Source organism: Flavobacterium bizetiae, assembly GCF_024271895.1.
In the GTDB taxonomy this organism is placed as follows: Bacteria; Bacteroidota; Bacteroidia; order Flavobacteriales; family Flavobacteriaceae; genus Flavobacterium; species Flavobacterium bizetiae.
Genome location: NZ_CP091861.1, coordinates 1598238 through 1623853, shown reverse-complemented (window position 1 = coordinate 1623853; position 25616 = coordinate 1598238). Strand labels below are relative to the sequence as shown.

Sequence of the window (25616 nt, the reverse complement as noted above, 5' to 3'; positions counted from 1 at the left end):
TAGTGTTTTCTTTCCTAAAAAAGCAATAGTTCTTTATTTTTAAAGGCCTTCGCCAGATCTTCAAACCATAATTTTTTTCGAATCAACAAGCTTCGATTTACAGAATAAATGTCAAATCAACAAATAATCACCATTTGTTAAAAAAGTATCAATTAAATAAAAAATTATCTTTTATATTCGTGAAAAAATATTTAATACTTTTAATTATTACCAAGTACACAAAATTAGTTTATGAGCAAAACTTCTACAAAAGGCATCTGGAAAGTAATTTCGGCCTCATCGATGGGAACAATGATTGAATGGTATGATTTCTATATTTTTGGAAGTTTGGCCGTCGTAATTTCAACAAAATTCTTTCCGAGCGATAATCCCACCGCAGCATTTTTATCCACTTTGGCCACTTTTGCAGCCGGATTTGTAGTGCGGCCTTTTGGGGCATTATTCTTCGGAAGACTGGGAGATATTATTGGCCGTAAATATACTTTTATGGCTACTTTATTATTAATGGGAGGATCTACATTTTTAATAGGCTGTATTCCGAGTTATGAAACCATTGGCTTTATGGCGCCTTTATTAGTTTTAATTCTACGTTTATTACAAGGATTAGCACTTGGAGGAGAATATGGCGGAGCCGCCACTTATGTTGCCGAACATGCTCCGGTGGGACAAAAAGGATATTGGACTTCCTGGATTCAGACCACTGCAACAGTTGGTTTATTCATTTCATTAATGGTAATATTAGCTACGAAAAATATTCTTACACCTACCGATTTTGATTCCTGGGGATGGCGTGTTCCGTTTTGGGTTTCTATTGTAATGGTAGGAGTTTCCTATTTGATTCGTAAAAACATGGATGAATCTCCGGTTTTTGCTAAAGCGAAAAAAGAAGGAACGACGAGTGCAAATCCATTAAAAGAAAGTTTTGGAAACCGTTATAATTTAAAATTTGTTTTACTGGCACTTTTTGGCGCTACAATGGGACAAGGTGTTGTCTGGTATACAGGACAGTTTTATGCCATGAGTTTTATGAAAACGGTAATGAATATCGATTCCTCACAAGTAGATGGATTACTAGGTATTGCTCTATTAATAGGTACGCCATTTTTTATTTTCTTTGGATGGCTAAGTGATAAAGTGGGGCGAAAATATATTATGATGAGCGGAATGCTTTTGGCAATCTTATTCTACAGACCCATTTATAAAATGATGTACAATACGACTTCTGTAAGTTATAAAACTGAAATCGTAGAAAAAACCAGCCAAACTATTGAAACAACAAAAAATAATGACACAATAACTTCAATTTCAAAAACCTATACTGACGGAACTACGTATATGGAAAAGAAAACAGACTTTGCAGATAAAAAAGAATCTCAAAGCAATATTTCAATCAATATAAATTCGAGCGACGAGTGGACATTAATTTTCTTAGTTTTTATTCAGGTTTTATTTGTTACAATGGTTTATGGTCCAATCGCAGCTTTTTTAGTAGAAATGTTTCCTACTAAGATCAGATATACTTCAATGTCTTTGCCTTACCATGTGGGTAATGGTATTTTTGGGGGCTTACTCCCGGCTATTTCGACTTATTTTGTTACACATGCCAAACACGCGGGAAAACCTGACTTTTATCTCGACGGACTTTGGTATCCTATTATTATAGCTTCAATCTGCTTTGTAATTGGAATGATTTATATCGATAATAAAAACAAAACAAATCACCTTTAATATTATACATTATGAATGCGATCAAACAAGTTTTAGGTGTTTTATGGATTATACTGGCAATTGCAGCGGCATACTTTTGCATTTTCGAATTTGGCTTACCCAAACTCCTTTCAGACCAACAAGATGACTTAGTATTTGGGATTATTATCCTTTTTATTCTTACTCCTCTTATTGTTTTAGGCTTGGGAACTTTTGGTTATTTTGCCGTAATTGGAGAATACAACAACAAAGAAAAATAATCATCAAATTATTACAAGAGAAAAGGGCTGTCTATTTTACATAGAACAGCCCTTTTGCATTACTAACCAAACCAAAATCTTAATCTGTTAGAGATATATCTTAAATATTTATTTTTTTACAAACTTCATCACTTGTGTTTTACCGCTTTCGTCCGAGGCTTTTATAATATATAAACCTGTTTGTAATTCGCTTACGCCAAATTGAAAATCGACATTTCCATTTGAAGCAAAACTTTTAACCAACTGTCCTGAAATTGAATAAACCTGAACTTTTGCAACAGCAGTATTTAAAGTAAAATAGTCTGAAACCGGATTCGGATACAAATTCACCGTACTTTCTTTTTCAAAATCTTCGATTGCTAAATTTGCTGTTTTGTTACCGTAAATTCTATATTCTCCCGGAGGCAAATTTATTGGAGCGTTTATATCCGTGACATTTAGAGTCGTATTATCCATTAAATTATACCAAATTCCTGTATAAGGAAAACCTGTTGCAACATTTTGAGCCGTAACATCAAAATTGGCCAGAATCACAACATCTTTTAATTGTGTCGAAGCTAAACCAGCATTGGTTATTTTAATATTTACCGTTAACGAATTTGAATTTGGAATTGTAGAAGTTCCTAAAAATACAGGTTCCGTTTTTTTAAGCGTAATCATTTTAGCCCAATCGTTATAAACTTTATTACGATTTGAATTTCCTATCCAATTGTTTACCCATTGAGGCTGTGGTTTTGTATCTAATTTACAATCTCCCGGAGCAGCATCTAAATCTGTGTTAACCGAATTATCATTACAAGTAAAAATAGAACTCTCCCATCCTAATTCTCCAAAATGCCAAATCATTTTTGGACCGGGAATTAACAATGAAATTGCTCCAATTGCCGACATTCTGGACAAAGCTGTATTTAAATTTTTCACATTATAAGCTCCACCAGAAGCACCATATTGTACATTTTTATACATCAAACGTTCTTCGTCATGACTTTCAGCATAACCTACTAAGCGATTGGCCGCAAACCCACGATTTGCACTCGACATTTTCGAGATGTTAGTTTCAGTCGCATATCCCATAGACAATTGATTGTACTCTTTTGTCATTTTCCCCCACATCATAATTCCTTTACTTGGTGTTTCAGCAATTTTATAATCTGCCCATTGTTTTTCTTCGGTTTCGGTTCCTAAATGCTCAAAAATGGTGTAATGTGTCGGGTCTAAGCTCCAGGAATAATCAGCATATTTCTTTAATACATCTACCCTATCCTGCTGATAGGCATTAGTACAAGCTTCATCTGAAGCAGTACAGGCTTGTGTAAAACCCTTCGTTAAATCCCAGCGGAAACCATCAATTTTATATTCCTGAATCCATTGTTTGATTACACGTTCTACATAATATTGCGTTCTCGCCGATTGGTGATTATAATCTTCTCCTACACTATAAGTATGTTTTGCAACAGTATTAAAATAAGGATTTTCAGTTGTTGGCGCACCAAATCCATCACTGTCAGGATCGTTCATCCACATTCTGACCATCGGATTTCTGCCAAAAGCGTGATTCAAGGCAACATCCAGAATGACCGCAATTCCGTTTTGATGACAGACATCAATTAGTTCTTTTAATTTATCCGATGTGCCATAAAATTTATCCAGAGCCATGTGAAATGACGTATTATAACCCCAGCTCTCATTACCTTCAAATTCCATTACAGGCATTAATTCGATAGCATTTATTTTTAATGATTTAAAATATTCTATCTTATCTATTAAACTTTGATAATTTTTACCAGCGTCAAAATCACGAACTAAAACCTCATAAATCACTAATTTTTCCTTCTCAGGTTTTGTGAAATTAGTTACTTGCCAGTTGTATGGCGTTTGTCCGGTTTTAAGAACTGTAACTTCAAAGTTTTGTCCTGTTGGATAAACTGGCATATTTGGATAAGAAGCTGCAGGAATAAAAGGATCATCATAAGGAGACAATACCAAAGTTGAATAAGGATCTGCTGTTTTTACTAAAGAAGGTGAGTTGGCAATTGGGTTAATTTTTACCACCCAATATTGATAGGTATTATTTACACCAGAAACTAATCCGTTTAATTCTAACCAAAATTTTCCGGAAACAGGATCTTTTTTCATGGCATACGCCGATGAAGGCTGCCAATTATTAAAACTTCCGGCAACGTAAACAAAATCCTTAAAAGGTGCATCCAGGACCAAAGTTGCTTTTGTCGCATCGGCCGAATTATAATTAATCCCGTCAATCAATCCTGCCGGCATTGCCTGCGAAACTGTATTTGGATTTACTATTACCGAAAATTTCTTTACAATTGTAGTTCCTGCCTGAGTAACAGTCAGCTCATAACTCTGATTATTTGTAACACCAATATGAGAATAAGAATAGCTCGCGGTACTTGTATTTGTATTGATAACGGTTCCGTTTGCTTTTAAGGAGTAACTTGCCGCACCATTTGTATTTGTAGCAGCAATATTAAAATTAGATCCCGATGCTATAATTGAAGCGCTATTTTCTACAGGAGAAGTCAATGAAACCTGAAAAGAACCAACTTCAACTAAAATATCCTGTGATTGTTTACTACCTGTTCCATCTTTAGCTTTAACAAGAAAACCTATTCTTCCAATTCCGTTTCTATTAAAATATACCGATGGTGTAAATGTTTTTGTATAAGTATCGGTTGCCGAATTATACGTAAACTTACTTGCTTCATTTGATGCAGTCCAGGATCCGTTAGAAGGAGAATCCATTTGAGTGGTATCGTTTACATCATAAGACCATGACCAAAGATATAATGCATTCCCGGTGACTCCCCAGGTACTTTCATTAATACTTGTACCATTAATAGTAATGGTAATTGGTGTAGTATCCTCAAAAGTTGAAGGATTAATGGAGTAAGTTGCCGTTTGTTTTTGTGCAAAAGCAACTACTGCCATCAATAAAAATATTGATAGTAAAGTTTTTTTCATAATGTGGTTGGTTAGTTAGTTTATAAAAAAAGGCTATCATAGAGACAGCCTTTCTTTTAATTATCACAAAACGTTAGTTTTTTGTAATGGTGTATTTTTTTGCAACAAAATCAACAATGATTGTATAGTTTCCTGCAACAGTAACTGGAATGTTAGCACCTCCGGCTTCTAATGTTAAATCATTACCATTATCGCCATAGTTAGTGTCCCATTTATCGTCAAGTCTAAATTTGTAGTCTCCAACTTTCAACGGCCCAGTATATGAGTATGTTTTAGTGGCTAAATCATACTCTAAATTAGTATCCGGATCATCCCATCCATTAGGAGTTGCAGAACCAATAAGTCCCCAGTTGTCCCATGCAGAATATGACGTAATAGCTAGTTTAATAACATTTGAGTACTGAGCAATTCCTCGCGCACCAACATACGATTTAACACGAATGTCTGCATCTTGAGATTGAAAAGCTGTTAATCCGGCATTTACCGCTGCTGCATTAAGTTCTCCGCTTGTTACGGCTACTTTATTTGTTGTAGTTACAGAAACAACAACCACGTCTTTAAAGTCTGTTCCTGATTTTGCCATTTCAACCTGATAAGTTACCGGCGTTGACTCACCTGCATATTGTGCAGCATCCCATGTAAAAGTTGCCGCTACTTTGTTAGGCTCTGCTTTATCAAGAACATAAACTGTCCCTTCAGCAGGAACTGCTAATACAGCCGCTTTTGTTGGCGTTACTACAGTAAGATCATCATCTGAATCACAAGCTGTAGCTGATATAAACAACAGTGCAAATGCACTTAGTTTTAATATATTTTTCATATTTCTCGTATTAAGATGAATAACCTGGATTTTGTGTTAACTGTGGATTTGCCTGTAACGCAGTTGTAGGAATTGGGTACAAGTTGTAAGTTTCAGGAATTGCAACTCCATCTTTTACTCCACCTTTCCAAGGCCATAGGTAAGATCCTCCGGTAAATTTTCCAAAACGAATTAAATCCTGTCTTCTGTGTCCTTCAAGATTTAATTCTCTTCCTCTTTCTTTCAAAATAAAATCAAGGTTTAATTCTCCCGCATTTATTTCTCCCGCATGCGATCTTGTTCTCACTTTATTTACATATTCTAAAGCTAATCCTGCAGAACCTCCACTTGCTCCTCTTACAACACATTCAGCATACATTAAGTAAGCATCAGCCAATCTGAACAAAGGAAAATCTGTGTTAGCAAAACTTGTTGCATTTGTAGGTCCTACAAAGTTTTTGTTTGTAAATTTTACACTAGGATAACCGTCAGTCCATTTTTTATAATCATTCATCTCATAAGAATGGCCTGTAGTAAAGAATAATTTTGCTCTGTCATCCGGAGAATCAACTAAGTTTCCGTTATTAAATAATCCGTACCATGCTTTAGTAGCTCTGTGACCAGTCCAGGCATCAATAGCACCATAATTATTAGGGTTCATTGTTTCTGTACTAAGGTTTCCGTTAATGATATAAGTTGTATTACCATAACCCTGACTTACTACAGCATCTGCAATTAAAAAGTAGATAATTTCCGGCGAAGTATTATTATCTCCTGAAAATACACTTCCAAAATTTGGCGCAAGAGTATAACCACCTTCATCGATTACTTTTTTAGAATACAATAAAGCATCATCATATCTTTGAGTTCCTGTATACACTTCTGCATTTAGGTATAATTTTGCCAAAAGCATTCTTACTACATTTTTATCTGCTTTACCGTAAGATTTTGTTGCTGTAATAGTACCTTCAACTTCTTTTAATTCAGATTCTAAAAAGGCAAAAAGCTCTTTTCTTGTAGATTCTTTTTTTGGAGTCGTTGTATTAATATCAGCTTCGGTTGTAATAGCTCCTTTACCAAAACAATCTATAAGATAGTAATAAGCTAATCCTCTTAAAAAACGCAATTCTGCAATATGATTTTCTTTGTTTGGAACATCTACTTTCGTCGTTTTTAAAATCTGAATTAAATTACTTGATTGAGATATTGTGTAATAAGCTCTGTCGTATAAATATCTAAAGAATTTATTATTTGCATTCCAACCAGTTGTTGTAGTCAACTGATCTAAACCATCATCTCCCCAACGGTTTTTCATACCATCTGCAGAGAAATCCTGTAAGTTGATGATACTTCTTAAAAAAGCAGCTTCTCCAGCATCTTTTGTAGTAACATCTGTAGAACTTGGACCATCAGGACCTGAAAGAGCAAAAGTTCCGTAAATTTTAGAAACTAAACCGTCTACAGCATTTGGATCCTGCTCTAAAAGCTTATCCAAAGTCAATTCTACTTTTGGTTCTGTATTTAAGTCATCTACACAAGCAGTGAACAAGAATAGAACCAAAGCAGCTCCTATTATCTTAAATTTAAATTGATTCATCTTTATATTTTTTTATTAAAAGTCTAAATTCAGACCAAAACTGAAAGTTCTTGATCTTGGATAGAAATTATTATCAATTGCATTGAAATTCTCCGGATCAACCCCTGTATAATTGGTTACAATAAATACATTATTAGCTGAAGCATACAATCTTAAAGTAGCACCTTTAATTGCTTTGTCAAAATTATATCCAAGAGTTATGTTCTGACAACGTAAAAAGCTTGCATCTTCTAAGTAATAATCAGAAAATGGAACGTTTCCGTTTATAGTTTGAAAATCAAATTCAGTATTTAACACATTCGTTAAACTAGTTGAATTTGCAGGCAATGCTTTATCAATAAATCCAGACTGAAGTTTTCTTGCATTGTATACTTTCCCTCCTATTTGACCATTGAAAGTTGTTGATAAATCAAACTGTTTGTAAGAAGCTGTTAATCCTAAACCATAAGTCCAGTTTGGTCTCAAAGCCACATAATACCTGTCACTATCATTGATAACACCATCTCCGTTTTTGTCAACAAAAGCATTTTCTACCGGTTTGTTGTTTGAATCATAAACTTGTTGAAATACCCAAGCTGAATAAGGTTGCTGACCAACTGTATTGTAAGCAATCTTTTGTCCTGTTCCTACCGGAATGTTCGATGCGTTATCTACGTTTGTCGTTCTGTTGTTCAAATCTGTAATTTTACCAATGTTATAAGCAATATTTCCATTTACAGCTAAATTGAAATCATCACTATTGATCACTTTTACATTTAAGTTTCCTTCAACACCTTTATTTTTCATGTCTCCAACATTCGCAACAAACTCATTTGTTAAAGCTTGTCCAGGAGCCGCTGAAACTACAGAAAGCAAATCTTTTGTATATTTTTGGTAAGCATCGATACTACCTGTAACAATACTTTTTTCAAAAAGATCAAAATCAATACCTACGTTATAGGTAGTTGTTTTTTCCCATGTTAAATCCTCGTTATAAGGTTTAGCATAATAACCATTTACTCCAGGAATATAAGTACTTGAGGTACCAGTTGGTGCAAATAATGCACTGTAAGGATAAGAACCTGCAACACCTGTTATATCTTGTTGTCCTGTAATACCGTAACCTAATCTTAATTTTAAGTCTTTAAAGGTTTTAGAATCTTTTAAGAATGATTCGTCTTTCATTCTCCATGCAACACCCGCTGCAGGGAAATAACCCCATCTTTTATCTTCTTTAAATAAAGAAGATCCATCTGCTCTTAAAGTAAACGTAAATAAATATTTGTCTACTAAATCAAAATTTGCTCTTCCAAAAAACGATTGTAAGTTTCTCTCATTATAGTATCTGTTATTAGCATTATTCGCTGGGTTTGGAGTTAACTCTCTTAAACCATTTACAGTACTATATCTGTAATTTTCCTTAGTTCCGTCAGTTTTAAAGTTTTGGTAAGAATAACCCGCCTGAGCATCAACTCTGGTTACAAATCCTGTTAAGCTTTTGTTGTATACAAAATAAGCATCTAATGTTTTATTTGTAACGGTTTGATCTTCGGCATAATTTAAACCTGGATTAAACACATAAGTTGGAGGAGTTGTTCCGGCAGAGTTGTCTAACTGATAAGTCTGAAGAGCATTCTCTGAATATGATTCTCTAATTTTTGATTTAGATGCTTCGATACCACCATTAACAACAGCTCTTAAAGCTTCGAAAAATGGCATTTTATAATCTAATTCAATGTTTCCTAATAATTTCTGAACTTCCTCTGGACGAGATCTTTGATTCAAGATTGCCAATGGATTTTGTGCTCCATTAATAGATTTATTAGTATTAAGCAACTGATAGTATCCTCCAAAAATATTATTTGGTGAATTAGGATCAGCATAAGCTGGTTTAGTAGGATCCATTCCTAAAGCACTACCAATAACAGCATCAGCATCTATAGCGTTCTTTTTAACAGAAATACCTTTAGCATTCACATCAATTTTTAAATGATTATCTAATAAAACCGGTGAAAGTTTAATAGATCCTGTATATCTTTCAAGATCATTTGTTCTTACAACACCTTCATTTTTAGCATAACCAACAGAAGCTCTAAATGGAATTTTACCAAATAAATTTGCTCTTGCACTAAAGTTATTATCACTAGAGAATGATGTTCTGTAAATTAAATCCTGCCAGTCTGTATTGTATAATTTTCTTCCTTCTATTTGAGGAGTTGCAGGATTATCTAATGCACCTGTACCATCAGGAACACCTAATAAATTAGTGTAATCAGGGTGATACTTTTGCATGAAAGAAGTAAATTGAGGTCCAGTCATCATATCAACCGGATTATTTACTTTACCAACAGTTATATTAGATGAAAAAGTAAATTTTGGAGCACCGCTAACGCCTCTTTTAGTAGTAACAATGATAACACCATTAGACGCTCTTGAACCATAGATAGCTGTAGCAGAGGCATCTTTTAATATTGTAAACGAATCAATATCATTAGGGTTAATCAATGTTAACGGGTTAGAGATTCCCGCCGGATTGGTATTATCAATTGGCACACCGTCAATAATGATCAACGGATTGTTATTACCTGATAATGAACTTCCACCTCTAATTCTAATGTTTGGGTTAGCATCTGGCATACCACCATCTGTAGTTATTCTAACTCCTGAAGCTCTACCTACAAGTAATTGATCTGCAGAACCAACCGGTCCTTTATTAAGCTGATTGGCAGATAAAACTGTTACCGCACCTGTAGCATCTTTTTTCTTAACAGTACCATAACCTACCTGTACCACAACTTCTTTAAGCTGATTGGTATCTTCCTCTAAAGAAATCGATATAGTTTTTTGACCGCTAAATACTATTGTTGACGTTTTGTATCCAATAAATGAAACCAAAATTTTGTCTCCATTTTTTAAATTAGATAACTGAAATTTACCGTCAAAATCTGTTGATGATCCGCCTGGAGCACCTTGTACATTTACGTTTACTCCCGGGATTGGTTGCCCCGTTGCCAGATCGGCAACTGTTCCTGTCAAGGTACTTTGAGCTAGTACACTAAACGGTAACAGTAGGAATAAAAATAACAACTTTTTGTAAATTGTTTTCATACTTTTTGTTTAAATTAGTTTGAGTTTTTGATTGTTAGTTAAGTTTTTAATTTTACTTCGAATCTCAAAATTATGAATTTATTAACGTGCTCGACCAGAGACCTTTTTTATTGAGTTACGAAAACGTGGTAGTGTTGAAAACTTTCTATTTTTTGTAATCTTTTCAGTCAAAAAATGTCAAATCAAAAAATAAAAGATACCTTTATTAATAATTAGATTTTTTTCAACTAATCCTATGAAACGTAAAATAACCCTAAAACAGATTGCGAAGGAACTCGACGTTTCTATTTCAACTGTTTCAAAATCACTTAGAAACAGCTTAGAAATAGGAGAAGAAACACGTCTAAAAGTTCAGGCTTTTGCGAAGTTTTACAACTATAAACCCAACAACATTGCTCTTAGTCTAAAAAACCGAAAAACCAAAAGTATTGGTATTATCATTCCGGAAATTGTACATTATTTTTTCTCGACGGTAATCAACGGAATTGAACAGGTTGCAAACGAAAATGGCTATAGTGTTGTCATATGTTTATCTGATGATTCTTTCGATAAAGAAGTCTTAAATATGGAGATGTTAGCCAACGGAAGTATCGATGGTTTTATCATGTCTCTCTCTAAAGAAACGCAATACAAAGGTGATTTTCACCATATTACAGAAGTTATCAATCAAGGAATGCCTGTTGTAATGTTTGATCGTGTTACCAATGATATTTTATGCGACAAAGTTATTATTGATGATAAAGCAGCAGCCTACGAAGCAGTTCAGAGTTTGATTGATAACGGAAGAAAAAAAATTGCTTTGGTTACTACTGTTGATTATGTAAGTGTTGGAAAATTGAGAACTGATGGTTACGAAAAAGCACTTCTGGACAACGGATTACCGTTTAATGAAGATCTAATTATCAAAATTGAAGATGTAGATACTTGCGAAATAACGATCAGCCAGCTTTTACACGACAGGGCTTTTGATGCCGTTTTTGCAGTAAATGAACTTTTTGCCGTAACAATTATTAAAACAGCCAACAAAATGGGACTTAAAGTTCCTGAAGATCTTGCGGTAATTGCTTTTACTGACGGAATTATTTCTAAATACTCCACTCCAAGCATTACAACCGTTAGTCAAAGTGGCGAAAAAATGGGGAATAAAGCAGCTAAAATGCTGATCGAAAGACTAGAAGCTGAACATGACGACGACGATGAAGAAAACGAAAATTACACCACAGAAGTTATAGAAACACACCTAATACAAAGAGAATCTACTGACTAATTTTCTTAAAATCAACTTATTCCAAAACCATAATTTTTTTTTATGGTTTTTTTATGCTTTGAATTAAAAAAATAATTAATACTTTTACGGCTGCTCAAAGCTTTTACTTTTACTTCGAAACCATAAGTAAGTTTTGATAAGCAAAGCGCTTATCGTCTAATTAATTTTTTAATTACGATAATGGAAAAGCGTAAATTAAGTTTCTGGGAAATTTGGAACATGAGTTTCGGTTTCTTGGGAATACAAATGGGGTTTGCACTTCAGAATGCAAATGCCAGCAGAATTCTTCAAATTTTTGGTGCCGACGTACATGAATTATCATGGTTCTGGATTATTGCTCCCCTTATGGGATTAATAGTGCAACCTATTATTGGTCATTATAGCGACAAGACCTGGGGACGATTTGGCAGACGAAAGCCGTTTTTTCTAGTAGGTGCTATTTTAGCTTCGGTAGGTTTAATTTTAATGCCCCAAGCTAATATTTTTATTTCAGTATTACCTGCCTTATGGGTTGGAGCCGGAATGTTAATGATCATGGACGCTTCTTTCAACATTGCCATGGAGCCTTTTCGCGCTTTAGTTGGTGATAATTTAAGAACAGATCAGCGTACTGCAGGCTTTAGTATTCAAACTTCATTAATCGGTTTTGGAGCCGTAATAGGTTCAGCACTACCCTATGTTTTAACAAAGTATTTTCATGTTTCAAACAGTACAGTTCCAGGAAGTGTGCCCTTGAACCTGACCCTTTCCTTTATCATTGGAGCTGCCGTTTTAATAGCTTCTATTCTGGTAACGATGTTTACAACTAAGGAATATTCACCAGAAGAATTATCTAAGTTTGAAGATCCTCAAAGCGAAGTAGATGTTCCTACTGAAGAAAAATCAAAACTTACAGACATTTTTACAGACTTTGCGAAAATGCCAACAACAATGCGTCAGCTTAGTTGGGTACAATTTTTCTCGTGGTTTGGATTATTTGGTATGTGGGTTTTTACAACTCCAGCCATTGCACATCACATTTATGGATTACCGTTAAGTGACGCTTCAAGCCAGCAATATCAGGATGCCGGGGACTGGGTTGGAATTCTTTTTGGAGTTTACAATTTAGTCTCTGCTATTATCGCACTGTTTTTCCTTCCGTATATCGCTAAAAAAATCGGAAGAAAATCAACTCACGCACTTTCATTAATCATTGGAGGAATTGGATTAATCTCTATTTATTTTATGCCCGATGAAAACTGGGTTATATTACCAATGATTTTAGTTGGAGTTGCCTGGGCAAGTATTTTGGCAATGCCATACGCAATTCTTGCAGGATCTATTGCTCCTAAAAAAATGGGCGTTTACATGGGAATTTTCAATTTTTTCGTTGTTATTCCTCAAATTGTAAATGCACTTATTGGAGGTCCAATTGTAAAATACCTTTACAACGGTGATGCTATTTACGCCTTAATTACAAGCGGAGTAAGCTTTTTAATCGCTGCCCTTTTAGTCTACAAAGTAAAAGATGTAGACGACACTATTCAAAAATCATAAAGAACAATTTCTAATATAATGAGCAAAAAAGCATTCATATTCGACCTTGACGGCGTAATTGTCGATACCGCTAAATATCACTTTTTAGCATGGCAGAAAATAGCCCAATCATTAAACATAAATTTTACACATGAAGACAATGAGCTTCTAAAAGGTGTAAGCAGAGTTCGTTCGTTGGATATTATACTTGGATTAGGAAATGTTCAGGCTTCGCAGGAAGACAAAGACAAATGGCTGATTCAAAAAAATGAAGATTATTTATCTTATTTAGTTGACATGGACGAAAGCGAGATTCTTCCGGGAGTTTTTAAAATTCTGCAACTATTAAAAGAAAAAAATCAAGGAATCGCTTTAGGTTCTGCCAGTAAAAATGCAAGACCAATTCTGGAGAAAACAGGAATCATCTCATATTTTGATGTTATTGTTGACGGAAACGACGTTACCAATGCCAAACCAGATCCGGAAGTTTTCCTGAAAGCAGCTCAATTATTACATATTGATCCAAAAGATTCAATTGTATTCGAAGATTCTGTTGCCGGAATTCAGGCAGCAAACATTGCAGAAATGGTAAGTATAGGAATTGGTGAGAAAACAATTTTGCATGAAGCCCAATACATTTTTAAAGATTTTACCGAAATAGACGAAAGCTTTATCGGGAAATTAATCAATTAGAGAATGTGACAATTAGAGAATGAGATAATTTATTAAAAACTGAATTATCAAATTGAAACAAACTCGTAAATCGTTACAAATCATCAATCAAAAAAGTAAAACAATCAACAATTAGAAATCGACCAAAGAGTAATTATCTAATTACCCAATTGACCCTTTTTCTAATTAAAGAATTATCTAATTAAAGAAAAAATGAATCAAGATTATATAAAACCAGATAACTGGTCTATCATCGAAGAAGGATTTGATGCCGAAAGAGTTAAATCGTCTGAAAGTCTTTTTAGTATCGGAAACGGTGCTATGGGACAACGTGCGAATTTTGAAGAAACCTATTCTGGAGAAACTTTTCAGGGAAGCTATATTGCCGGAATTTATTATCCTGATAAAACCAAAGTAGGCTGGTGGAAAAACGGGTACCCAAAATATTTTGCAAAAGTATTAAATGCCCCAAACTGGATTGGAATTGACGTTGAAATCAACGAAGAAAATCTTGATTTGAATACCTGTACAGAAGTTAGAAACTTCCGTAGAGAATTGAATATGAAAGAAGGATGGTACAATCGTTCTTTTGAAGCAATTTTAAAAAACGGAACCGAAATCGCCGTAAACATTCGTCGTTTTCTTTCTTTAGATTTGGATGAAGCTGGAGTTATCAAATTTGATATTACTCCTTTAAACAAAGATGCAAAAATTGTTTACAAGCCTTATATCGATGCTGGTGTAACCAATGAAGATGCCAATTGGGAAGAAAAATTCTGGGAACCACTTGAAGTAAAAAAAGGCACAAATGAAGCTTTTGTAACTGCACAAACGTTTAAAACGCATTTTAAAGTTACAACTTTCATGCACAATACGATTTTAGCAAATGATGAGAACATTCATGTTTCGCCTTCTACAATAGACTCAACATCAGATAAAGTTCAGTTTACTTACGGAACTATTATTGCTAAAGGACAAACCTCATCTATCCAGAAAATTGGAGGATATACCGTTTCTTTAAACCATGATAATACTTTGGCTGCAGCCGAAAAAGTAATAAAATCTGCTCTTAATTTAGGATACGACGCTTTACTTCAAAATCAAATTGATGCCTGGGCAAAAATCTGGGAAATGTCAGATATTACAATTGATGGTGATGTAAAAGCACAACAAGGAATTCGTTTCAATATCTTTCAATTAAACCAAACTTATTTAGGAAAAGATTCTCGTTTGAATATTGGACCAAAAGGTTTTACAGGAGAAAAATACGGAGGATCTACTTATTGGGACACTGAGGCGTATTGTATTCCGTTTTATATGGCGACAAAAGATCAGCAAGTTGCGAGAAACTTATTAACGTACCGTTTCAATCAATTAGACAAAGCGATCGAAAATGCCAAAGATAATTTAGGTTTCAAAAACGGCGCTGCATTGTACCCAATGGTGACCATGAATGGTGAAGAATGCCATAACGAATGGGAAATCACACACGAAGAAATTCATAGAAACGGTGCTATTGCTTTTGCCATTTTCAACTACAACCGTTTTACCGGAGATTACTCTTATATTCCTGAAAAAGGTCTTGAAGTTTTAATTGGTATTGCACGTTTCTGGCACCAGAGAGCTTCTTTTTCTAAAGATAAAAATCAATATGTAATTCTGGGAGTTACAGGTCCAAACGAATACGAAAACAACATCAACAATAATTTCTACACCAATTATATTGCAAAATGGTGTATTGATTATACTGAGGAACAAATTAATAAAGTAGCTGCAGAATATCCTGCAGATCACAAACGTATTTTAGAAAAAGTTAATCTTGCTGCTGCTGAAATTCAGGAATGGAAAAAAGTAGCTGATAATATGTATTTCCCAACTTCTGAAGCATTGGGTGTTTATTTGCAACAAGACGGATTTTTAGACAAAGATTTAGTTCCCGTAAAAGATCTGGACAAATCACAACGTCCAATCAATCAAAAATGGTCTTGGGACCGTGTTTTACGTTCGCCTTATATCAAACAAGCCGACGTTTTACAATGTTTCTATTTCTTTGAAGATCATTTCTCTAAAGAAGAACTAAAACGCAACTTCGAATTTTACGAATCCTTTACCGTTCATGAAAGTTCACTTTCGCCTTGCGTACACTCTATTCAGGCTGCCCATTTAGACAAAATGGACATGGCATATACTTTCTATTTAAGAACTTCCCGTCTTGATCTTGATGATTATAACAAAGAAGTTGAAGAAGGTTGTCACATTACTTCAATGGCCGGAACATGGATGAGTATTGTAGAAGGTTTTGGCGGAATGAGAGTGAAAAATGATCAATTGCATTTTGCTCCGAAAATTCCAAAAGAATGGAAAGGTTACTCTTTTAAAATCAATTTTAGAAATCAAATTCTTAAAGTGTCTGTAAATCATAACGAAACGACATTTACTGTAGATGGTGACCAAGATTTAACAATTGTGGTAAACGGAAATCCTATAATTGCAAGTAAATTTGTACAAATTAATTAAATTACAATACCCTTAAAAACTAAAAAACATGAAAAACTTATTTTTCGCAAGTTTAATCTTGTTTGCTTTTAGCACTATTGCAGAAGCGCAACAATTAAAGTCACCCGAAGGCAAGTTCGTAATGGAATTTTCGCTTCAAAACGACGGAACTCCAACTTATAATCTGAAATACAAGAACAAAGAGGTTATTAAAACCAGTAAATTAGGTCTTGAACTAAAAGATGATAAAAAATCTTTATTGAATGATTTTACAGTTGTTGATTCTAAAACTTCCACTTTTGATGAAACCTGGAAACCAGTTTGGGGCGAAGTAGATAAAATTAGAAATCATTATAATGAATTGGCAGTTACTTTGAATCAAAAAGGAACTGAAAGACAAATCGTAATTCGTTTCCGTTTATTTGATGACGGACTTGGATTTAGATATGAATTTCCAACACAAAAAAATCTTACTTATTTCGTAATCAAAGAAGAAAGATCTCAATTTGCAATGGCGGGCGACCACACTGCTTTTTGGATTCCGGGAGATTACGATACTCAGGAATACGATTATACAAAATCTAAATTATCTGAAATTAGAGGTTTATCTCAAAAAGCATATACTGCAAATGTTTCGCAAAAAAACTTTTCACCAACAGGAGTTCAAACAGCTCTTATGATGAAAACAAATGATGGTTTATACATCAACTTACATGAAGCAGCTTTGATCAACTATTCTTGTATGCACTTGAATCTTGATGATAAAAACATGACTTTCACTTCTTGGTTAACGCCAGATGCAAAAGGTGATAAAGGATACATGCAAGCACCAAGTCATTCGCCTTGGAGAACGGTTATGGTAAGCGATGACGCAAGAGAAATCTTAGCTTCAAAAATGACGTATAACTTAAATGATCCATCAAAAATTGAAAATACTTCATGGATTAAACCTGTAAAATACATTGGTGTTTGGTGGGAAATGATTACAGGAAAAAGCTCTTGGTCATACACAAACGATTTTCCAACAGTACAATTAGGCGTTTCTGATTTTTCTAAAGCAAAACCAAATGGTACGCACGGAGCAAACAATGCTAACGTAAAAAAATACATTGATTTTGCTGCAGCAAATGGTTTTGACGCAGTTTTAGTAGAAGGTTGGAACGAAGGTTGGGAAGACTGGTTTGGTCACTCAAAAGACTACGTTTTTGATTTCGTAACACCTTATCCTGATTTTGATGTAAAAGGTTTGCACGAATATGCAAAATCTAAAGGTGTAAAAATCATCATGCACCACGAAACTTCAGGTTCTGTGCGTAACTACGAGCGCCACATGGATGCCGCTTATAAATTCATGAACGATAACGGATACGATGCTGTAAAAAGCGGTTATGTGGGAGATATTTTGCCTCGCGGTGAAAACCATTACAACCAATGGATTGTAAACCACTACCAATATGCTATCGAAAAAGCAGCTGATTACAAAATTATGGTAAATGCTCACGAAGCAGTTCGTCCAACAGGAATTGCGAGAACGTATCCTAACTTAATCGGAAACGAATCTGCAAGAGGAACAGAATATCAAGCTTTTGGAGGTTCTAAACCTAATCACGTTACCGTTTTACCATTTACACGTTTAATTGGTGGACCAATGGATTATACTCCTGGAATCTTCGAAATGGATATCAGCAAAATGAATCCTGACAACAAATCGCATGTAAACAGTACGATTGCAAATCAATTGGCATTATACGTTACAATGTACAGCCCATTACAAATGGCAGCTGATACTCCAGAAAACTACAACCGTTTTCCAGATGCATTCCAATTCATCAAAGATGTAGCTGTAGATTGGTCAGAAAGTAAATATATCGAGGCTGAACCAGGAGATTTTATCACGGTTGCCCGTAAAGCAAAAGGAACAAACAATTGGTTTGTTGGAAATGTAAACGGAGAAACAGCCCGTACATCAAACATTGATTTCAGTTTCCTTGAAAAAGGTAAAAAATATACCGCTACAATTTATGCTGATGCAAAAGATGCGCATTACAAAACAAATCCGCAAGCTTATACAATCAAGAAAATTGCTGTAACAAACAAATCAAAATTATCACAATTATCTGTTCCAGGCGGAGGTTATGCAATAAGCATTATCGAAACTAAATAATTAATTAATCTTATAAAGAAATGTAAGTCCATTTAATTTGAAGCATCATCCGTTTTTTCTTAAATGTTCTTACATTTCTTATATGGTTTAAATGCTACTTTACTATGAATATCCAAAAAAGAACACTCAACCTCAACCATTCATTCTATACCTTACTTTTATTGGTTCTGTTATTTTCCGCTTCCGCGAAAGCGCAAATCCAGAAAGTAGAGCCGCCATTCTGGTATGCAGGAATGAAAAATCCGGAACTACAAATTATGTTCTACGGAAAAAATATTGCACGATACGAAGCTTCGGTTTCGAATAATGTGGTAATTAAAAATGTTGAAAAAACAGAAAATCCAAACTATCTTTTTGTTACTATTGATACACAAAACTTAAAAGCATCTGAACTGGTTTTCTCTTTCAAAACCAAAAACAAAGTTGCCTTTACGCAGAAATATTCTCTTAAAGAAAGAAGAGCAAATTCGGCTAACAGAAAAAGTTACGATGCATCAGATATGATGTACCTGATTATGCCGGATCGTTTTGCTAACGGAAATCCTAAAAATGATAGCAACGCTGCTTTAACAGAAAAAGGAAACAGACAAGATCCAAGCGGTCGTCATGGTGGAGATATTGAAGGAATTATTAAAAACTTAGATTATATTTCTTCTCTTGGTGCAACTACAATCTGGAATACGCCTTTATGCGAAGACAATGACAAACAACATTCGTATCATACTTACGGACAATCCGATGTTTACAAAATAGATCCTCGTTATGGAACCAATGAAGATTATGTTCGTTTGGCTGCAGAAATGCACAAAAAGAACATGAAACTGGTTATGGATTATGTTACCAATCACTGGGGAATTACACACTGGATGATTAACGACATGCCAACTAAAACCTGGTTCAATCAATTTGATACTTTCACGCAAACACATCACCGTCGTGAAGTAATTACAGATATTCACGCTTCAAAATTAGATAAGGAAGTTTGTATTGATGGATGGTTCGTTCCTTCTATGCCAGACTTAAACCTAAGAAATCCTTTGGTGGCAAAATACTTAACTCAAAATGCCATTTGGTGGATTGAATACGCAGATCTTGACGGATTTAGAGTAGATACTTATAATTATTCTGATCAAACGGCTATGGCAAATTGGGCAAAATCAATTACAAACGAATACCCTAACTTTAATATCGTTGGAGAAATCTGGATGCACAATCAGGCCAACTTAGCTTATTGGCAAAAAGACAGTAAAATTGGAGCAATCGAAAACTACAATTCAAATCTTCCAAGTGTAATGGATTTTACGCTTCAAAGTCAGATTGGATCTGCTTTTAACGAAAATGAGCCAAGCTGGGACAACGGATTGATTAAATTCTACAACAATTTTGCAATGGATTTTTTATATCCAAACACCAATAATATTTTGGTTTTTGCTGAGAATCATGATACAGACCGTATCAATCATACTTTTAAATATGATTTAGCAAAATACAAACTGACCATGACTTTATTGGCAACCGTTCGCGGAATTCCACAAGTGTATTACGGTTCAGAAATTGGAATGGGCGGTGATAAAGGTAAAGGCGGCGATGCCGATATTCGTCAGGACTTTCCTGGAGGATGGGCTGGTGATAAAAACAATGCTTTTACTGCAGCAGGAAGAACAGCTGAACAAGCAAAATACTTTGATTTTACTTCGAAATTATTCAACTGGAGAAAAACAAATGAAGCAGTTCATTTCGGAAAAATGACACATTATATCCCGGAAAATAACACGTATGTTTATTTCAGATATACAGATGCCAAAACCGTAATGGTAGTTTTCAATAACAATGCTACAGCGCAAACTATTAAAACCAATCGTTTCAAAGAAAACGTCAAAAACTTTAAATCAGGAAAAGATGTTATAACTGGAAAAACATTCGATTTAGCTTCTGAAATTACTTTAGAGCCAAAATCCGCTATTGTTTTAGAATTGGAATAAAAACTAACCGCAAGGTTCGCAACTTTTTTTGCCACATATTAAAGGATTAACTCAGATTTAAAAAATCATTTTAATCCTTTAATCTGTGGCATTTTTTTCAACCTAAATGTATCGTAGAGACGCACTGCTGTGCGTCTTACACTACGTTTTCCCGCCACAAATTCACGAATTTTTATCCTCAAATATTGTCAAAAAATAATTCGTGAATTCGTGGCATTTTTTCTACCTAAATGTATCGTAGATACGTACAGTAGTGCGTCTTGCACAATGTTTTTCCGCCACGAATTCACGAATTTTTATCCTCAAAGATTGTCAAAAAATAATTCGTGAATTCGTGGCATTTTTTTAGACTCAGATTAAAAAAAATCATTTTAATCTTGTAATCTGTGGCTACTATTTTTTGACAATCATTCGTTAATTCTTTTATTATCTGCTATTCTTTCTTTATCTTTAAGATTACTAATCATGAGTTATTCTGACTCAAAATCAGTTGCAATGAATAATGACAATACTTCGAAAGTTCCTTTCGTTTGGGAAGGAGCAAATGTTTATTTTTTACTTACCGATCGTTTTTACAACGGAGACACTTCTAACGATCTAAATTTTAACCGAACCAAAACAACCGGAAAACTACGCGGTTTTGAAGGCGGCGATATCATCGGAATCATAAAAAAAATCGACGAAGGTTACTTCGATCAATTAGGCATAAATGTTATTTGGCTTACGCCGATAGTAGAACAAATTCATGATGGAGTCGACGAAGGAACCGGGCTCAGTTATGGTTATCACGGTTATTGGGCGAGAGACTGGACTTCTTTAGATCCTAACTTTGGCACAAAAGAAGACTTAGGTAATTTAGTCAAAAAAGCCCATGCAAAAGGCATCAGAATTATGCTTGATGGCGTAATCAATCACACCGGACCCGTAACTCCCGAAGATCCTATGTGGCCGGAAGACTGGGTAAGAACCGGAGTGGTTTGCGATTACAAATCATTCGAAAATACTACAATGTGTACATTAGTTGATAATCTTCCGGATGTGAGAACCGAAAGCAATCAGGAAGTTGCAATACCGTTTTTTTTAATCGAAAAATGGAATAAAGAAGGTCGATACGAAAAAGAAATTGCTTCGATCAATGAATTCTTCAAAAGAACCGGTTATCCCAGAACGCCCAAATATTACATTATAAAATGGCTGACAGATTATATCGTAGAATTTGGAATTGACGGTTACAGAGCCGATACCGTAAAACATACCGAAGAAAATGTTTGGTTGGATTTTAAAAGAGAATGCTATTATGCATTCGAAACCTGGAAACAAAACCACCCTTCAGAAGTATTAGATCAGAATCCGTTTTACAGCATTGCCGAAGTTTACGGTTACGGCATAAATGGTGGACTTTATTATGATTTTGGAGATCGAAAAGTCAATTACTTCGAGAATGGTTTTAACTGCATGATCAATTTTGAGTTTAAGCTGGATGCACAAAACGACTATGAATTTATATTTTCAAAATATTCGAACAAACTTCAAAATGAATTAAAAGGCTATAGCGTTCTTAACTATGTATCGTCCCACGATGACCCCGATCCTTTTGATGCACATCGTAACCGAACTTTCGAATCCGGAACCAAATTATTGCTTTCACCCGGAATCTCTCAGGTTTATTATGGTGATGAATCAGGTCGTTCTCTGGTTATCGAAGGCACAGTAGGCGATGCAACTTTGCGATCTTTCATGAATTGGGATGATATTCAAAATAATCCCGAAACACAAAGAATATTGTTGCATTGGCAGAAACTAGGGCAATTCCGTAGAAATCATCCGGCAGTTGGGGCAGGAATACATCAAATGATCTCTCAAAAACCGTATATTTTCTCCAGAAGTTATGCGAATGAAAACTATACAGACAAAGTCATCATTGGTTTAGATCTTGGCATTGGTTTAAAAGAACTTCCTGTAGCATCTATTTTTCAAGATGGAACGAAACTAAAAGATGCTTTTTCTGGTGAAGAAACAGAAGTTGAAGACGGAAAAGCATTTGTACATTCTGAATTCGGACTTGTTTTATTAGAGCGTATTTAATCACGAGATTTAGTCACAAAGTTTTTTTGCCACTCCCGATAGCTATCGGGATAAAAAGATTAAAAAGATTTTCAAATCTGTGCTAATCCTTTTAATCTGTGGCTAACTTTTTTTTCTCTCGCAGATTCCGCAGATAAAGCAGATTAAAAAATCTATACCTATTATTTAGAAATACATTCTAAAAAATCGGCAAGATCTCCGTGAAACAAAAATCATTTTAATCCTGTAATCTGTGGCTAACTTTTTTATCTAATCCTTAGCGCACTTTGCGTAAAACTTTGCGACCTTTGCGGTTAAACGGTTAAACTCTCAATACATGCTAAAAATAGCTCATCGCGGTGCCAGAGGATATGAACCTGAAAATACGCTAAAGTCCTTTCAGAAAGCATTAGACTTACATGCTGACGGAATTGAACTAGATGTTCACCTTAGTTCTGACGGACATTTAATCGTAATTCATGACGAGACAATTGACAGAACCACCAACGGAAAAGGTTCTGTAAATACTTTTACTTTAGCTGAATTAAAAACGTTTTTGATTGATGATCAATACGAAATTCCAACTTTAAAAGAGGTTTTTGATTTGGTAAACAAAAAATGCCTGATCAATATCGAGTTAAAAGGTTTAGGAACTGCGGATAAAGTTGCCGCTTTAATCGAAGAATATATAGCTGATCAAAACTGGAATTACGGACATTTTATCGTTTCTAGTTTTAATTGGGATTTACTGCAAGAAACGTCAAATTTAAATTCGAATATTGCGATTGGAGTTTTAACGGAAGAAGATGTCGAAAAAGCTTTGGCTTTCGCCGAAGTAATAGAAGCACACGCCATTCATCCCGATTATCAATTATTGAATCTGGAGAATGTTCAGGAAATGCAGGAAAAAGGATTTATGGTTTTACCCTGGACGGTAAACAATCCAGAAGACATTCAAAAAATAAAAAGTTATCAAGTAGACGGAATTATCTCTGATTTTCCCGATAGATTATAATAAAAGAATAGCCATAGATTAAATAGATTTTTAAAATCTGTGTGAATCATTTAATCTGTGGCAAAAAATAAGACAAACCATCAGATTTAAAATTTGTGCTAATTCGTGCAATTCGTGGCAAAAAAACAAATCAATGGCAAAAAAGATATGATTAAAAATTTCGACATAATAATTGTTGGCGGAGGCGCTGCAGGTTTTTTTACCGCGATTAATATCGCAGAGAAAAATCCGAAACTCAAAATTGCAATTTTAGAAAGAGGAAAAGAAGTACTCTCTAAAGTTCGCGTTTCCGGCGGCGGAAGATGTAATGTAACCCACGCCTGTTTTGAACCTAACGAATTAGTAAAATTTTACCCGCGAGGCGAGAAAGAACTTCGCGGACCTTTTCATCAGTTTTGTTCCGGAGATACCATCGAATGGTTCGAAAAACATGGTGTCGAATTAAAAATCGAAGACGACGGAAGAATGTTTCCCGTTTCGAATACATCGCAAACCATTATTGACTGTTTCCTCGAAGCAACCGGAAAATTAGGTATAAAAGTACTAACAGGTCAAAGTGTACAATCGATTTTTAAAGCAGAGAATCACTGGAAAATTGATACTCAGGATGAAAATTATGCTACGGAAAAATTAGTTTTGGCAACAGGAAGTAATCCTAAAATCTGGGAAATGCTACAAACGCAAGGACACGCGATAGTAAGTCCTGTCCCTTCCCTTTTTACATTCAACATCAAAGATTCCCGCATCAAAGAATTACCCGGCGTTGCGGCACAAGTTACCGTAAACGTAAAAGATACCAAACTCGAATCGACAGGCCCTTTATTGATCACGCATTGGGGAATGAGCGGTCCGGCCATTTTAAAACTTTCGGCTTGGGGTGCGCGTATTTTATTCGATAAAAATTATCAGTTTACGATTTATGTCAATTGGTTAAATGATGTCGACACAGAAGATGCAGAGAAAATACTGAAAGACTTAAAGCAAGAACACGCCAAAAAAGCAGTTTCTAAAAAATCACCTTTCGATTTCCCGAATCGTTTGTGGGAAAGTCTGGTTTTAGCGTCAGGAATTGAAGCGGAGACAAAATGGGCTGATTTATCTAAAATTCAATTACAAAACTTAGCTGCTCAACTTACAAAAGCCGAATTTAAAGTAAACGGAAAAAGTACTTTTAAAGAAGAGTTTGTTACCGCAGGTGGAATCGATTTAAAAGAAATCAACTTTAAAACCATGGAAAGCAAACTGCATCAAAATCTTTATTTCGCTGGAGAAATTGTTAATATCGATGCCATTACCGGAGGTTTTAACTTTCAGAATGCCTGGACAAGCGGGTTTATTTTAGCCAATAATATATAATACAATGAAATTTAAAGGAATTATTTTTGATTTAGACGGAACGCTGGTAAACTCATTAGAAGACATTTCAGATGCGATGAATACAGTACTTACCAATCTAAACTACCCTACTCATACTTACGACACTTACCAATATTTTATCGGAAGCGGTTTACGAAATTTGGTTAGCAAAGCCTTGCCTGCATCCAATAGTTCTGAAGATCAAATTGAAACATGTTTTGATTGCATGATTATGGAATATCGTGAAATTTGCACCTTAAAAACAAAACCGTACGAAGGCATTATCGAATTATTAGATAATTTGGCTTCAAAAAACATCAAATTAGCGGTCTTTTCTAACAAAGCTGATGAATTGACTAAAAAGATTGCAGCAGAAATATTTCCTGATTATTTTGATGCTGCCGTTGGTTTGAGTATCGAAGAACTTAAAAAACCTAATCCGTTTGAGGCGATAGAAATTAGCAAAAACTGGAACTTAAAGACAGAAGAAATCCTCTTTGTGGGAGATTCAGATATTGATATGCAGACAGCCAATAATGCCAATATGTTTGCAGTTGGCGTTTCCTGGGGTTACAGAACCGAACAAGAATTGAAAAATAGTGGTGCAAAATTGGTAATTAATAATCCTTCGGAATTAATTGAGATAGTATAAA

16 protein-coding genes are annotated in these 25616 nt (G+C 34.8%); 12 read left to right on the top strand and 4 right to left on the bottom strand.

Annotated features, from left to right (window positions below):
- Positions 1-231 precede the first annotated feature (231 nt).
- Together L0669_RS07255 and L0669_RS07250 are read left to right on the top strand one after the other, a co-directional pair.
- The gene (locus L0669_RS07255; protein ID WP_263762405.1) at positions 232-1728 is read left to right on the top strand and encodes an MFS transporter; all 1497 of its coding nucleotides are present in this window, start codon (positions 232-234) and stop codon (positions 1726-1728) included.
- An 11-nt stretch (positions 1729-1739) separates the two neighbouring features.
- On the top strand, positions 1740-1967 hold the full coding sequence (locus tag L0669_RS07250; protein ID WP_263762403.1) for a DUF6814 family protein: 228 nt from the start codon (positions 1740-1742) through the stop codon (positions 1965-1967).
- Between the two features lie 108 nt (positions 1968-2075).
- Here the strand turns inward: L0669_RS07250 and L0669_RS07245 are convergent, their stop codons facing one another.
- The 4 genes from L0669_RS07245 to L0669_RS07230 all read right to left on the bottom strand — a co-directional run bounded on the left by L0669_RS07245 (position 2076) and on the right by L0669_RS07230 (position 10432).
- Positions 2076-4949 (bottom strand): alpha-amylase family glycosyl hydrolase, encoded by a 2874-nt coding sequence (locus L0669_RS07245; RefSeq protein WP_263762401.1) that lies wholly within the window; start codon positions 4947-4949, stop codon positions 2076-2078.
- A 73-nt stretch (positions 4950-5022) separates the two neighbouring features.
- Positions 5023-5769, bottom strand: a complete 747-nt coding sequence (locus tag L0669_RS07240) for a SusE domain-containing protein (protein WP_263762399.1) — start codon at positions 5767-5769, stop codon at positions 5023-5025.
- Between the two features lie 10 nt (positions 5770-5779).
- Positions 5780-7345: a RagB/SusD family nutrient uptake outer membrane protein gene (locus tag L0669_RS07235; protein ID WP_263762397.1), complete on the bottom strand. Its 1566-nt coding sequence runs from the start codon at positions 7343-7345 to the stop codon at positions 5780-5782.
- A gap of 15 nt (positions 7346-7360) precedes the next feature.
- Positions 7361-10432: a SusC/RagA family TonB-linked outer membrane protein gene (locus tag L0669_RS07230; RefSeq protein ID WP_263762395.1), complete on the bottom strand. Its 3072-nt coding sequence runs from the start codon at positions 10430-10432 to the stop codon at positions 7361-7363.
- 235 nt (positions 10433-10667) lie between these two features.
- Here L0669_RS07230 and L0669_RS07225 point away from each other — a divergent pair, with 235 nt between their 5' ends.
- The 10 genes from L0669_RS07225 (at position 10668) to L0669_RS07180 (ending at position 25615) form a co-directional block, all read left to right on the top strand.
- A complete protein-coding gene (locus L0669_RS07225) occupies positions 10668-11699 on the top strand; it encodes a LacI family DNA-binding transcriptional regulator (protein ID WP_173970816.1) in 1032 nt (343 codons plus the stop codon).
- 180 nt (positions 11700-11879) lie between these two features.
- Entirely contained in the window at positions 11880-13235 is a 1356-nt protein-coding gene (locus L0669_RS07220; RefSeq protein WP_263762393.1) for an MFS transporter, read from the top strand.
- An 18-nt stretch (positions 13236-13253) separates the two neighbouring features.
- Positions 13254-13907 (top strand): beta-phosphoglucomutase, encoded by a 654-nt coding sequence (gene pgmB, locus L0669_RS07215; protein WP_263762391.1) that lies wholly within the window; start codon positions 13254-13256, stop codon positions 13905-13907.
- A 192-nt stretch (positions 13908-14099) separates the two neighbouring features.
- Positions 14100-16403 (top strand): glycoside hydrolase family 65 protein, encoded by a 2304-nt coding sequence (locus L0669_RS07210; RefSeq protein WP_263762389.1) that lies wholly within the window; start codon positions 14100-14102, stop codon positions 16401-16403.
- 28 nt (positions 16404-16431) lie between these two features.
- Entirely contained in the window at positions 16432-18546 is a 2115-nt protein-coding gene (locus tag L0669_RS07205) for a glycoside hydrolase family 97 protein (protein WP_263762388.1), read from the top strand.
- A gap of 104 nt (positions 18547-18650) precedes the next feature.
- Positions 18651-20528 (top strand): glycoside hydrolase family 13 protein, encoded by a 1878-nt coding sequence (locus tag L0669_RS07200; protein ID WP_263762386.1) that lies wholly within the window; start codon positions 18651-18653, stop codon positions 20526-20528.
- A 465-nt stretch (positions 20529-20993) separates the two neighbouring features.
- Complete coding sequence (locus tag L0669_RS07195; protein ID WP_263762384.1) at positions 20994-22613, top strand: alpha-amylase family glycosyl hydrolase; 1620 nt, start codon at positions 20994-20996, stop codon at positions 22611-22613.
- 316 nt (positions 22614-22929) lie between these two features.
- A complete protein-coding gene (locus L0669_RS07190) occupies positions 22930-23607 on the top strand; it encodes a glycerophosphodiester phosphodiesterase (protein ID WP_263762382.1) in 678 nt (225 codons plus the stop codon).
- 147 nt (positions 23608-23754) lie between these two features.
- On the top strand, positions 23755-24963 hold the full coding sequence (locus L0669_RS07185) for a BaiN/RdsA family NAD(P)/FAD-dependent oxidoreductase (RefSeq protein WP_263762380.1): 1209 nt from the start codon (positions 23755-23757) through the stop codon (positions 24961-24963).
- Positions 24964-24967: 4 nt separating this feature from the next.
- The gene (locus L0669_RS07180; RefSeq protein ID WP_263762379.1) at positions 24968-25615 is read left to right on the top strand and encodes an HAD family hydrolase; all 648 of its coding nucleotides are present in this window, start codon (positions 24968-24970) and stop codon (positions 25613-25615) included.
- The last annotated feature ends 1 nt before the right edge of the window (position 25616 follow it).

Bases quoted from the DNA above. Each gene is read 5' to 3' on its own strand.
- L0669_RS07255 (WP_263762405.1), top strand. From the start codon at position 232: ATGAGCAAAACTTCTACAAAAGGCATCTGGAAAGTAATTTCGGCCTCA.
- L0669_RS07250 (WP_263762403.1), top strand. From the start codon at position 1,740: ATGAATGCGATCAAACAAGTTTTAGGTGTTTTATGGATTATACTGGCA.
- L0669_RS07245 (WP_263762401.1), bottom strand. From the start codon at position 4,949: ATGAAAAAAACTTTACTATCAATATTTTTATTGATGGCAGTAGTTGCT.
- L0669_RS07240 (WP_263762399.1), bottom strand. From the start codon at position 5,769: ATGAAAAATATATTAAAACTAAGTGCATTTGCACTGTTGTTTATATCA.
- L0669_RS07235 (WP_263762397.1), bottom strand. From the start codon at position 7,345: ATGAATCAATTTAAATTTAAGATAATAGGAGCTGCTTTGGTTCTATTC.
- L0669_RS07230 (WP_263762395.1), bottom strand. From the start codon at position 10,432: ATGAAAACAATTTACAAAAAGTTGTTATTTTTATTCCTACTGTTACCG.
- L0669_RS07225 (WP_173970816.1), top strand. From the start codon at position 10,668: ATGAAACGTAAAATAACCCTAAAACAGATTGCGAAGGAACTCGACGTT.
- L0669_RS07220 (WP_263762393.1), top strand. From the start codon at position 11,880: ATGGAAAAGCGTAAATTAAGTTTCTGGGAAATTTGGAACATGAGTTTC.
- pgmB (WP_263762391.1), top strand. From the start codon at position 13,254: ATGAGCAAAAAAGCATTCATATTCGACCTTGACGGCGTAATTGTCGAT.
- L0669_RS07210 (WP_263762389.1), top strand. From the start codon at position 14,100: ATGAATCAAGATTATATAAAACCAGATAACTGGTCTATCATCGAAGAA.
- L0669_RS07205 (WP_263762388.1), top strand. From the start codon at position 16,432: ATGAAAAACTTATTTTTCGCAAGTTTAATCTTGTTTGCTTTTAGCACT.
- L0669_RS07200 (WP_263762386.1), top strand. From the start codon at position 18,651: ATGAATATCCAAAAAAGAACACTCAACCTCAACCATTCATTCTATACC.
- L0669_RS07195 (WP_263762384.1), top strand. From the start codon at position 20,994: ATGAGTTATTCTGACTCAAAATCAGTTGCAATGAATAATGACAATACT.
- L0669_RS07190 (WP_263762382.1), top strand. From the start codon at position 22,930: ATGCTAAAAATAGCTCATCGCGGTGCCAGAGGATATGAACCTGAAAAT.
- L0669_RS07185 (WP_263762380.1), top strand. From the start codon at position 23,755: ATGATTAAAAATTTCGACATAATAATTGTTGGCGGAGGCGCTGCAGGT.
- L0669_RS07180 (WP_263762379.1), top strand. From the start codon at position 24,968: ATGAAATTTAAAGGAATTATTTTTGATTTAGACGGAACGCTGGTAAAC.